The 11,682-nt window shown below is 70.2% G+C and carries 9 protein-coding genes; 6 read left to right on the top strand and 3 right to left on the bottom strand.

Features of this window, described 5'->3' with window-relative positions; translation table 11 throughout:
- Positions 1–105: 105 nt before the first annotated feature.
- Together AB0O34_RS34130 and AB0O34_RS34125 are read right to left on the bottom strand one after the other, a co-directional pair.
- On the bottom strand, positions 106–459 hold the full coding sequence (locus AB0O34_RS34130; protein ID WP_363922645.1) for a hypothetical protein: 354 nt from the start codon (positions 457–459) through the stop codon (positions 106–108).
- Positions 460–583: 124 nt separating this feature from the next.
- Positions 584–1,510 (bottom strand): heme o synthase, encoded by a 927-nt coding sequence (locus tag AB0O34_RS34125; protein WP_363922651.1) that lies wholly within the window; start codon positions 1,508–1,510, stop codon positions 584–586.
- Positions 1,511–2,012: 502 nt separating this feature from the next.
- On the opposite strand from AB0O34_RS34125, the gene tkt reads away from it, so the two are divergent.
- From tkt to pgl, 6 genes are all read left to right on the top strand, one after another.
- Positions 2,013–4,046, top strand: coding sequence for a transketolase (tkt, locus tag AB0O34_RS34120; protein WP_363922649.1), 2,034 nt, complete (start codon positions 2,013–2,015; stop codon positions 4,044–4,046).
- 12 nt (positions 4,047–4,058) lie between these two features.
- A complete protein-coding gene (gene tal / locus AB0O34_RS34115; protein ID WP_363922643.1) occupies positions 4,059–5,168 on the top strand; it encodes a transaldolase in 1,110 nt (369 codons plus the stop codon).
- Positions 5,169–5,316: 148 nt separating this feature from the next.
- A complete protein-coding gene (locus AB0O34_RS34110; protein ID WP_363922641.1) occupies positions 5,317–6,948 on the top strand; it encodes a glucose-6-phosphate isomerase in 1,632 nt (543 codons plus the stop codon).
- A 209-nt stretch (positions 6,949–7,157) separates the two neighbouring features.
- Positions 7,158–8,690, top strand: a complete 1,533-nt coding sequence (gene zwf, locus AB0O34_RS34105; RefSeq protein WP_363922647.1) for a glucose-6-phosphate dehydrogenase — start codon at positions 7,158–7,160, stop codon at positions 8,688–8,690.
- On the top strand, positions 8,687–9,598 hold the full coding sequence (locus tag AB0O34_RS34100; RefSeq protein ID WP_363922639.1) for a glucose-6-phosphate dehydrogenase assembly protein OpcA: 912 nt from the start codon (positions 8,687–8,689) through the stop codon (positions 9,596–9,598). The genes zwf and AB0O34_RS34100 overlap by 4 nt, the downstream gene beginning before the upstream one ends.
- A gap of 124 nt (positions 9,599–9,722) precedes the next feature.
- Entirely contained in the window at positions 9,723–10,496 is a 774-nt protein-coding gene (pgl, locus tag AB0O34_RS34095) for a 6-phosphogluconolactonase (RefSeq protein ID WP_363922637.1), read from the top strand.
- Between the two features lie 22 nt (positions 10,497–10,518).
- Here the strand turns inward: pgl and add are convergent, their stop codons facing one another.
- Complete coding sequence (gene add / locus AB0O34_RS34090) at positions 10,519–11,550, bottom strand: adenosine deaminase (protein ID WP_363922635.1); 1,032 nt, start codon at positions 11,548–11,550, stop codon at positions 10,519–10,521.
- Positions 11,551–11,682 lie beyond the last annotated feature (132 nt).

Below are 11,682 nucleotides of genomic sequence, written 5' to 3'. Positions count from 1 at the left end.
GCCCGCTCGGCGAGCGGGCGGGGGCGACGGCGTTCAGCGTGCCGGGGCGCGCGTACCGCTTCGCGTGGAGGCCGGCGGGACCGCCATGGGCACGGTCCTGAAAAGTCACTCCTCCAGCGCGGTGAGCATGCCATGAAGGTGGGCGGCGGCGGTCTCGATGTCCTCACGTTCGTACTGCGCGGCCCGGACCTCGGCCGACAGGACGGCGCACTTGTGCAGCTTGTCGAAGTCGCCGTAGGGGAACCTGAACCGCGTCTTGGTGTTCTCCCCGTGCTCGTCGTCGATGCCGAGGAACCACAAGGAGTACTCGCCGAACCCGTGCTCGGCGATGAACTGGTTCTCCTGCTCGGGCGAGGGCCGGTGCACGTCCCAGTCGGCCCGCTGGTCAAAGACGATCCGCCTGTCCTTGACCAGCTTCCTGGCATGCTCGTACGCCTTCAGGTTCAGACTCATCGCCATGGCCGTCGCGCCCCCTGGTCCAACGTCTTCGCCGAGCCGCGTACGCGTGCCGCCTGCGGCCCCTGCGGATCTCTACCCGGCCAGAGCGTCGAATCCATGCCTGAGCTGCTGTTTTTCCTGCCCGTCAGAGCAGGGAGTCGACCGCCACGGCGAGGAAGAGCAGGGCCAGGTAGGCGTTGGACCAGTGGAAGAAGCGCATGGGACGCAGGGCGACGCCCGTCTTGCCGGCGTTGAGGCGGCCCAGCAGGCGGTAGACCTCCCACAGGCACATGACCCCGAGGGCGGCGGCCACGATCGCGTAGAACGGCGTGGTGCCGGCGACCGGCCAGAGCAGCAGGGAGCAGATCACGGTCGCCCAGGTGTAGGCGATGCTCTCCTGGACGACCCGGCGCTCGCCGGCGACCACCGGCAGCATCGGGACCTTGGCGGCGGCGTAGTCCTCGCGGTAGCGCATGGCGAGGGTCCAGGTGTGCGGGGGCGTCCAGAAGAAGACCACCCCGAACAGGACCAGGGGCGCCCAGTCGACGCGTCCGGTGATGCCCGCCCAGCCGATGAGCACCGGCATGCAGCCGGCGATGCCGCCCCAGACGACGTTCTGCGAGGTGCGGCGCTTCAGCAGCATCGAGTAGACGAAGACGTAGAACAGGATCGCGGCCAGTGACAGGCCCGCGGCCACCCAGTTCACGGTGAGGCCGAGCCCGAGGGTCGACAGGAGCCCGAGCACGATCCCGAAGATCAGCGCGTTCCTCGGCGATACCTCGGCCATGGCGAGCGGGCGGCGGCGGGTGCGCCGCATGGTGGCGTCGATGTCCCGGTCGATGTAGCAGTTGAGTGCGTTGGCGCTGCCCGCCGACAGTGTGCCGAAGACCAGCGTGGCGACCGCCGTCCACAGAGGCGGCAGGCCGCGCGCGGCGAGGAACATGACCGGGAGGGTCGTGATCAGGAGCAGTTCGATGATCCGCGGCTTGGTGAGCGCGACGTACGCCCGCACGGTCGCGAGCGGTGATCGGCGCTCGCCTGCGAGCGGGACCGTCGGTTGCTTGGTCGTCAGCACCGTCAAGGCGCTTCCAGCGGGTGCGGGGTCAACGCGTAACCTCTGATTAGAGCGGATCCGTGAATGCGGGCATGAGCCAACGCTGAGGACTCACTGTAGTGCGGGGGGTCGCCGGTCCCGGCATCGGGGGCGAATGCCGCGTGAGCGGGTGCCCCGGATCGAGTGTCGATCAGCCCTGGTGAACGGCTCATCCGGGACCCTGTGAGGTGGGTCGTGGTCTGTGGTGTGGATCGCGTTCCAGACGGCTTGCGGGGGGCAGGGTTCTAACGACGCGGGCGCCACTGTCCCCGGTCACCTGTTAGACGCACTCTGCATCTACGGTGAGGGGATCGACCCGTTAAGGTCCGGTGTGGGGAGCAATACCAGACCGGACGAGCGGGCGAGCCGAGCCGGCGCCATTAACCAATAGGAGATCGAGCAGTTGAGCAGCGAACTGGTGCCAGACCTTGAGTGGAGCGACCTCGATCGGCGCACGGTCGACGTCATACGCGCCCTCGCCATGGACGCGGTGGAGAAGGCGGGCTCGGGCCACCCCGGCACCGCGATGAGCCTGGCGCCCGCCGCGTACCTGCTGTTCCAGCGGGTCCTGCGACATGACCCCTCCGATCCGACCTGGACCGGCCGTGACCGTTTCGTCCTGTCGGCCGGGCACTCCAGCCTCACCCTCTATATCCAGCTCTACCTGTCCGGGTACGGCCTGACCCTGCACGACCTCGAGTCGCTGCGCCAGTGGGGCAGCCTCACCCCCGGCCACCCCGAGCACGGCCACACGATCGGCGTCGAGACGACCACCGGCCCGCTCGGCCAGGGCCTCGGCAACGCGGTCGGCATGGCCATGGCCCAGCGCCGCGAGCGGGGCCTGTTCGACCCCGACGCCGAGCAGGGCGCCAGCCCGTTCGACCACCAGATCTGGGCCATCGTCTCCGACGGCGACATCGAAGAGGGCGTCAGCCACGAGGTGAGCGCGATCGCGGGCCACCAGAAGCTCGGCAACCTCAACGTCATCTACGACTCCAACCACATCTCCATCGAGGACGACACCGCCATCGCGCTGTCGGAGGACGTCGCCAAGCGGTACGAGGCGTACGGCTGGCACGTGATCAGCGTCGACTGGACCGAGACCGGCGAGTACGTCGAGAACGTCGAGAAGCTGTACGAGGCCTACCGCGCCGCCGTCGAGGAAACGGAGCGGCCCACGCTGATCAAGCTGCGCACGATCATCGGCTGGCCCGCGCCGAACAAGCAGAACACCGGCAAGATCCACGGCTCCGCGCTGGGCGCCGACGAGGTGGCCGCCACCAAGAAGGTCCTCGGCCTCGACCCGACCAAGAGCTTCGACGTGCCCGAGGAGATCCTCCAGCACGCCCGCGAGGTGGTGGAGCGCGGACGCGCCCTGCACGCCGAGTGGAACGAGCGGTTCGAGGAGTGGCGCGCCGCCAACCCCGACCGGGTGGCCCTGTTCGACCGCATGAGCGCGCGCAAGCTCCCGGCCGGCTGGGACGAGGCGCTGCCGACCTTCGAGCCCGGCAAGTCGATCGCCACCCGCAAGGCCTCGGGCGAGGTGCTGAACGCGCTGGCCCCGGTGCTGCCCGAGCTGTGGGGCGGCTCGGCCGACCTCGCCGAGTCGAACAACACCACGATGGAGGGCGAGCCGTCCTTCATCCCCGAGGAGCACCAGACCAAGAACTTCCCCGGGAACCGGTACGGCCGCACGCTGCACTTCGGCATCCGCGAGCACGGCATGGGCTCGATCCTGAACGGCATCGCCCTGCACGACGGCACCCGCCCGTACGGCGGCACGTTCCTGGTGTTCAGCGACTACATGCGCCCCGCCGTCCGTCTCGCGGCCCTGATGGGCCTGCCGGTGACCTACGTGTGGACGCACGACTCCATCGGCCTCGGCGAGGACGGCCCGACGCACCAGCCGGTCGAGCACCTGTGGGCGCTCCGCGCGATCCCCGGCCTCGACGTCGTGCGCCCCGCCGACGCCAACGAGACCTCGGCCGCGTGGAAGACCGTCCTGGAGCACACCGACCGCCCGGCGGCGCTCGCGCTGACCCGGCAGAACCTCCCGGTGTACGAGGGCACGGCCGACTTCGACAAGGTCGCCAAGGGCGGCTACATCCTGGAGGAGGCCTCCAACGGCCAGCCCGCGGTGATCCTCATCGGCACCGGCAGCGAGGTCGAGCTCGCCGTCGGCGCCCGCAAGCTGCTGGAGGACGAGGGCATCCCGGCCCGTGTGGTCTCCATGCCGTGTGTCGAGTGGTTCAACGCCCAGGACGACGCCTACAAGCAGATGATCCTTCCTCCGGCGGTCCGCGCCCGCGTGGCGGTGGAAGCGGGAATCGCCCTGGGCTGGCTGCAGTTCGTAGGTGAGGAGGGCGAGGTCGTGAGCCTTGAGCACTTCGGCGCCTCGGCGCCGTACAAGACGCTGTACGAGCAGTTCGGCCTGACCGCCGAGCGTGTGGCCGCCGCGGCCAAGGGCAGCCTCGCGAAGACCGGAGCCGACAAGGGTCAGACGACCGGAAACTAGGGGACCTTAGTCATGAGCGAAAACCTGAAGCGCCTGACCGACCAGGGCGTGTCGATCTGGCTGGACGACATCAGCCGCGAGCGCCTGCGCACCGGCAACCTCGAATCCCTGATCCGCGACAAGTACGTCGTGGGCGTCACCTCCAACCCCACGATCTTCGCCTCCGCCATGAGCAAGGGCGACGCCTACGACGCGCAGCTGCGCGACCTGTCGGCGCGCGGCGTGGACGTCGGCGAGGCGGTCAGGGCGATCACGACCTTCGACATCCGCTGGGCCGCCGACGTGCTGCGCCCGGTCTTCGACGCCACCGGCGGCGTCGACGGCCGGGTGTCCATCGAGGTGGACCCGCGCCTGGCCAACGACAGCGCCGAGAAGACCGTCGCCGAGGCCAGGGCGCTGTGGTGGCTGGTCGACCGGCCGAACGTCTTCATCAAGATCCCGGCGACCCTCGACGGGCTGCCCGCGATCACGCAGGCGCTCTCCGAGGGCATCAGCGTCAACGTCACGCTGATCTTCTCGCTGGAGCGCTACCGCGCGGTCATGGACGCCTGGCTTTCGGGCCTGGAGCGCGCGCAGGCGAACGGCCTCGACCTGTCCAAGATCGAGTCCGTGGCGTCGTTCTTCGTCAGCCGCTTCGACACCGAGATCGACAAGCGGCTCGACAAGATCGGCACCCCTGAGGCGCTGGAGCTCAAGGGCAAGGCCGCGATCGCCAACGCCCGCCTCGCGTTCGCCGCGTACGAAGAGGTCATGAACACCCCGCGCTGGCAGGCACTCAAGGACGCCGGTGCCCGCACCCAGCGCCCGCTGTGGGCCTCCACCGGGGTCAAGAACCCCGACTACCCCGACACGATGTACGTCGACCAGCTCGTCACCGCGGGCACGGTCAACACCATGCCGGAGAAGACCCTCGACGCCGTCGCCGACCATGGCAACATCAACGGCGACACCGTCCGTCCCTACTACGAGCAGGCGTGGAACACCATGGCCGCGCTCAAGCAGGTCGGCATCGACTACGACGACGTGGTCAAGGCGCTGGAGGAGGAAGGCGTGGAGAAGTTCGTCACCTCGTGGAACGAGCTGCTCGCGACCCTTGAGACCGAGCTGAAGAAGGCCGGCTGAACGTCGGCGGACGTCGATTCCCAGGTAATCCGGCCGGGCGCCCAGGCGGCCCGGCCGGGCACTCACACAGGTCGGCCGATCCGGGCTCGCGCGATGCCCGGCACGGAGGCGCCTGCCCGCCCGCCCTCGCGAGGAGAAAACTCTAAGGATGGATATGTCCGTAACGTTCGGTGACGAGGCCGTAGCCGCGGAAGCCTCCGAGGCCGTACGGAAACTCGTCGAGGAGGGCGTTCCTCAGGCGCTGTCCAACGGCGACCCCACCCTGTGGGGACCCGAGGCCGAGGCCGAGGCGAGATTGCGGCTCGGCTGGCTGAACCTCCCCACCACCTCGCGGGAGCTGCTGCCCGAGATCGCCAAGCTGGTCGAGCGCGCCCGCGCGGAGAACCTCGAGCATGTCGTGCTCGCGGGGATGGGCGGGTCCTCGCTGGCCCCCGAGGTCATCTGCGCCACCTTCGACGTGCCGCTGACCGTCCTCGACACCACCGACCCCGGCCAGGTGCGGCGGGCGCTCGCCGACCGGCTCGACCAGACCATCCTGGTGGTGTCCAGCAAGAGCGGCTCGACCAGCGAGACCGACAGCCACCGGCGCATCTACGAGCAGGCGTTCCGCGACGCCGGCATCGACCCCGCCGACCGCATCGTCGTGGTGACCGACCCTGGCTCGCCGCTGGAGCAGATCGCGATCGAGTCCGGATACACCGTCATCCTGGCCGACCCGACCGTCGGAGGCCGCTACAGCGCGCTCACCGCGTTCGGCCTGGTGCCGAGCGCGCTGGCCGGGGCCGACATCGCCCGCCTGCTCGACCAGGCGGCGGAGGTGCGCCCCCGGCTCGGCGAGAACGAGGACAACCCCGGCCTGGAGCTGGGCGCGGGGCTCGGCGCCGCCGCCCTCGCCGGGCGCGACAAGCTCGTGCTGGACGACAGCCTCTCGCAGATCAACGGGCTGCCCGACTGGATCGAGCAGCTGGTCGCCGAGTCCACCGGCAAGCAGGGCAAGGGCATCCTGCCCGTCGTCGGCACCGACCCGACCGACGCCGAGGACGAGATCGTCGCGGGCATCGACACCGAGGCCGCCATCCAGGTCGACGGGCCGCTGGGCGCGCAGTTCCTGGTGTGGGAGTACGCCACGGCGATCGCCGGGCGGCTGCTCGGCATCAACCCCTTCGACCAGCCGAACGTGGCCGAGTCGAAGGAGAACACCGCCCGCATCCTGCGGGAGGCCGGCGACGGCCCGCTGCCGACGGGCACCCCGACTCTGGTCGACGGCCCGGTGGAGGTCTACGGCGACCTGCCCGAGCACGTCAAGGATCTCTCCGGCGTACTGACCACGCTGCTGGAGGACATCCCCGACCGCGGCTACCTCGCGATTCTTGCCTTCCTTGACCGCGAGGCCGCGTTCGATGTCCCTGTACCGCCGGACGCCTCGTTCGAGACGATCACCGACATCTGGGCCGCGCACGACCCGGCCAGCCTCCAGGTGCTGCTGTCGATCAGGACCGACCGGCCGATCACCTTCGGGTGGGGGCCCCGCTACCTGCACTCGACCGGGCAGTACCACAAGGGCGGCCCGCAGAACGGTGTGTTCCTGCAGATCACGGGCGCGGTGGAGAACGATCTCGAGGTGCCCGGCAAGCCGTACACCCTCGGAAGGCTGGAACTCGCCCAGGCGCTCGGCGACCTGGACGCCCTGAGCAAGCGCGGGCGGCCCACCGTACGCCTGCACCTGACCGATCGCGAAGCCGGTGTCAGGCACCTGCTCTCCGCCGCACGGGAGGTTTGATGAACGACAGCGAGCAGCCAGGCTCGGCCGGAGAGAGCGGGCCGGCGACACCCACCGATATGGCCGGGTCGCCGGTCCAGGCCGGCGACGTGCCCGCGCCGTCGGCCCACGAGGTCGAGCTCGCGGTCCACACGGGAGGCCAGCCGGAGAAGGTCTCGCCCGACGACTCGCTCGCCGCCGCCCAGGCGGTCGCGAGCACCGCGACCACGATGGAAGTGATGGAGGCGAATCCGCTGCGCGACCCCCGCGACAAGCGGCTGCCGCGAGTGGCCGGCCCGTGCGTGCTGGTCATCTTCGGCGTGACCGGCGACCTGGCCAGGCGCAAGCTCCTGCCCGCGATCTACGATCTGGGCAACCGCGGGCTGCTGCCCCCCGGCTTCTCGCTGGTCGGGTTCGCCAGGCGCGACTGGGCGCACCAGGACTTCGCGAAGATCACCCACGACGCCGTCAAGGAGCACGCCCGCACTCCCTTCCGGGAGGAGGTCTGGAAGCAGATCTGCGAGGGGCTCCACTTCGTCCCCGGCTCCTTCGACGACGACGGCGCCTTCGACGCGCTGGTCATGGCGCTCAAGGAGATCGACGAGACCCGCGGCACCGGCGGCAACTACGCCTTCTACCTCTCGACGCCGCCGAATGCCTTCCCGGTCATCGTCGAGCAGCTCAAGCGCACCGGTCTCACCAAGCCCCCCAAGGGCTCGTGGCGACGGGTGGTGATCGAGAAGCCGTTCGGGCACGACCTCAAGAGCGCCCGCGAGCTCAACCGCATCGTCGACTCGGCCTTCAAGCCCGACTCGGTGTTCCGCATCGACCACTACCTGGGCAAGGAGACCGTCCAGAACATCCTGGCGCTGCGGTTCGCCAACACGCTGTTCGAGCCGATCTGGAACCGCGGCTACGTCGACCACGTGCAGATCACCATGGCCGAGGACATCGGCGTCGGCGGCCGGGCCGGTTACTACGACGGCATCGGCGCGGCCAGGGACGTCATCCAGAACCACCTGCTCCAGCTCCTGGCGCTCGTCGCGATGGAGGACCCCACGGCCTTCGGCGCCGCGGCGCTGCGCAGGGAGAAGGAGAAGGTCCTGGAGGCCCTCACCCTTCCTGAGGACCTCGGCCTCGCCACCGCCCGCGGCCAGTACACCGCGGGCTGGCAGGGCGGTGTGCCGGTCAAGGGCTTCCTGGAGGAGGAGGGCGTCCCGCCGGACTCCAAGACAGAGACCTACGCCGCCATCAAGCTGGAGATCGCCAACCGCCGCTGGGCGGGCGTGCCGTTCTACCTGCGCACCGGCAAGCGGCTCGGGCGGCGGATGACCGAGGTCGCCGTGGTGTTCCAGCGAGCGCCGCACCTGCCGTTCAGCAAGACCGACACCGAGATCCTCGGCCAGAACGCGCTGGTCATCCGCATCCAGCCGGACGAGGGCATCACGGTGCGCTTCGGCTCCAAGGTGCCGGGCACGGCCATGGAGGTCCGGGACGTCAACATGGACTTCGCCTACGGCGAGGCGTTCCTGGAGTCGTCCCCCGAGGCCTACGAGCGGCTGCTGCTGGACGTGCTCATCGGCGATCCCCCGCTGTTCCCGCACCAGCGCGAGGTCGAGCTCTCCTGGATGGTCATCGACCCGATCGAGGAGTTCTGGGCCAAGAGCGACGAGCGGCCAGAGGGGTACCCCGCCGGCACCGGCGGCCCGAAGTCGGCCGACGAGCTGATGGCCCGCGACGGCCGCACCTGGAGGATGTTGTGACCAGTTTTCTCATGGGGTCGACCACGGCCTCCGACATCTCCTCGCAGCTCACGCGGCTGAGACACCAGGTGGGCGCGCCGGCGGTCGGCATGGTGCTGACCCTGGTGGTGGTGTGCGACGAGAGCCACCAGTACGACGCGGTGCGCGCCGCTTCCGAGGCCTCCCGCGAGCACCCCTCGCGCATCCTCGCGGTCATCCCCAGGGAGCGCGACGAGGCGACGCGGCTGGACGCCGAGATCCGTGTCGGCGAGCTGACGACCGGCGAGGTCGTCCTGCTCCGCCTGTACGGCGAGCTGAGGGAGCACGCCGACTCGGTGCTCTCACCGCTGCTGCTGCCCGACATCCCGGTGGTGGTGTGGTGGCCGGGCGACGCTCCCGAGGCGCCGGCGAAGGACCCTGTGGGGGCCTTCGGCCAGCGCCGCGTCACCGACGCGCGCTCGGCCCGCGACTCGGTGGCAGCGATCAAGAGCCGCATCGGCGGCTACACGCCGGGCGACACCGACCTCTCCTGGACCAGGATCACCCCGTGGCGCAGCCTTCTCGCCGCGGCGTTCGACCAGCCGGTCGGGAAGATCCTGGACGGGTACGTCGAGGCCGAGCCCGACCACCCCAGCGCCGCCCTGCTCGCCGTGTGGCTCTCGCAGAAGCTCGAAGCCCCGATCAAGGTGACCGAGTCCAGCGGCCCGGGCCTGACCAAGGTGCGCCTGCGCCTGGACGACGGCGAGGTGATGGTTGAGCGGCACGACTCCCGCACCGCCACCCTCGTACGGCCGGGGCAGCCCGACCGGCAGGTCGCCCTGGCCCGCCGGCCCACCTCCGACCTGCTGGCCGAGGAGCTGCGGCGTCTCGACCCCGACGAGGTGTACGAGGAGACGATCAGAGGCGTCGCCGGCTACGACCTCTCCTGAGACCGGCATCTCGTACTGACAACACTGACAGCCTGGCCTGGTGGCCCGGCACTCCCCCACTTCCTGAGACTTCGGGACACGGGAGGGTGTCGGGCACCTCCGCGATAGAAGGACGGTTCTTCTCGTGAGTGTTCCCTCGGTTCTCGTCCACCGGGACGCCGACGTGCTGGCCAAGGCCGTCGCCGCACGCCTGATCACCGGGCTGACCGACGCCCAGGCGGCCAAGGGTTCGGCGCACCTGGTGCTGACCGGCGGCGGCATGGGCATCGCCACGCTGGCCGAGGTGGCCGCCACCCCGGCGCGCGACGCGGTCGAGTGGCCGCGCCTGGACATCTGGTGGGGTGACGAGCGCTTCCTGCCCACCGGCGACCCCGAGCGCAACGAGACCGGCGCCCGCAGCGCGCTGCTCGACCACGTCGACGTGGACCCCGACCGGGTGCATCCCATGCTCGGGCCCGACGCGGGCCTCACCGCCGAGGAGTCGGCCGACCGCTACACCGCCGAGTTGCGCAGGGCCTCGCGGCCCGAGGACCACGGGCCCGTGCCGTCCTTCGACATCCTCATGCTGGGCCTCGGTCCGGACGGCCACGTGGCGTCGCTGTTCCCGGGGATGCCCGCCCTGTACGACGAGCGCCCGGTGGTGGCCGTGCACGGGGCTCCGAAGCCGCCGCCCACCCGCATCTCGATGACGCTGCCCACGATCAGGGCGGCGCGCGAGGTGTGGGTGATCGCGGCGGGCGAGGAGAAGGCGAAGGCCGTGCACCTGGCGCTGCAGGAGTCCGGGCCGATGCAGGTGCCCGCGGCCGGGGCGCGTGGACGGCTGCGCACGCTGTTCCTGCTCGACCGCGCCGCCGCGTCCAAGATCCCTCCCGGCCTCGGCCGGCCCGCGTCCCCCTGATCGTCCGAGCCCGAAGCCCTGTTCAGCGGGGCACGGCCAGCTCGTCGATCTCGGCCAGGATGGCGCGCTTGCCGTCGCCGTCCAGGAAGGACGCCTGTACGGCGTTGCGGGCGAGCGTGGCCAGCTCCGCGGGGCCGAGGCCGAAGTTCTCGGCCACGATGCGGTACTCGCGGTCGAGGGTGGTCCCGAACATGGGCGGGTCGTCGCTGTTGAGGGTGACGAACAGGCCCTCCTCCAGCATGCGGGGCATCGGGTGGGAGGCGATGTCCGGCACCTGGCGGGTGCGGACGTTGGAGGTCGGGCACACCTCCAGCGGGATCTGGGTCTCCCCGAGGTGGGCCATGAGCTTCGGGTCGGCCACGCAGCTGGTGCCGTGGCCGATGCGCTCGGCGCCGAGCCCCTCGATGACCTCCCAGATGGTCTCCGGGCCGGTCATCTCGCCGCCGTGCGGCACGCTGTGCAGGCCGGCCGCCACGGCCGCCCGGAACGCGTCCCTGAAGGCGTCACGGTACGGGGGGCGCTCCTGCTCTATCCCGGCGAGCCCGAAGCCGACCAGGGCCTCGGGCGGCTCGGTCAACGCGTGGTCGAGCGTCCCCCGCGTGCCCTCCAGCCCGTACTCGCCGGGGATGTCGAAGATGTAGCCGACCCGCACGCCGAACCCCGACGCCTCCCGCGCCGCCACGTCCAGCGCCTCGGTGATGGCGCGCATGGACATGCCCACCCGCTGGTGGGAGTACGGCGTGACCGTCAGCTCGACGTACCTGACGTTCTGGGCGGCCAGGTCGCGCGCGGCGCCGGTGACGAGAATGGCGACGTCCTCCGGCTCCCGGACGAGGCCGTTGACGCCCTCGTAGATCTCGGCGAAGTGGGGGAAGTCCCGGAACTCGTAGAAGGCGCGCAGCTCTTCCTCGCCGGTGGGGACCGGGCTCTCCGGATACCGCCGGCTGAGTTCCAGGACCGTGGGCACCGACGCGGCTCCGACCAGGTGGACGTGGAGTTCGACCTTGGGCAGGGCCGCGATGAACGCTTCGACGGATGCGGTGCTTTCTGTCATACCGCTCGACTTTAAGCAGCCCCACGATCCCGACGAAAGTGATTTACCTAGCTTTACCAACAGGTACAGCGTGAAGCCCCCGTCCTTCAGGGCGGGGATGAAGCGCGGAAGCGGCTCGAACGTTTGTGCGTA

It is taken from the genome of Sphaerisporangium sp. NPDC088356 (assembly GCF_040685555.1).
Classification (GTDB): Bacteria; Actinomycetota; Actinomycetes; order Streptosporangiales; family Streptosporangiaceae; genus Sphaerisporangium.
Note: the sequence above shows the minus strand (reverse complement) of the source record. Positions and strands in the feature narration are given on the sequence as shown.

Bases quoted from the DNA above. Each gene is read 5' to 3' on its own strand.
- tal (WP_363922643.1), top strand. From the start codon at position 4,059: ATGAGCGAAAACCTGAAGCGCCTGACCGACCAGGGCGTGTCGATCTGG.
- AB0O34_RS34110 (WP_363922641.1), top strand. From the start codon at position 5,317: ATGGATATGTCCGTAACGTTCGGTGACGAGGCCGTAGCCGCGGAAGCC.
- tkt (WP_363922649.1), top strand. From the start codon at position 2,013: ATGGACGCGGTGGAGAAGGCGGGCTCGGGCCACCCCGGCACCGCGATG.
- AB0O34_RS34130 (WP_363922645.1), bottom strand. From the start codon at position 459: ATGGCGATGAGTCTGAACCTGAAGGCGTACGAGCATGCCAGGAAGCTG.
- zwf (WP_363922647.1), top strand. From the start codon at position 7,158: ATGGAAGTGATGGAGGCGAATCCGCTGCGCGACCCCCGCGACAAGCGG.
- add (WP_363922635.1), bottom strand. From the start codon at position 11,550: ATGACAGAAAGCACCGCATCCGTCGAAGCGTTCATCGCGGCCCTGCCC.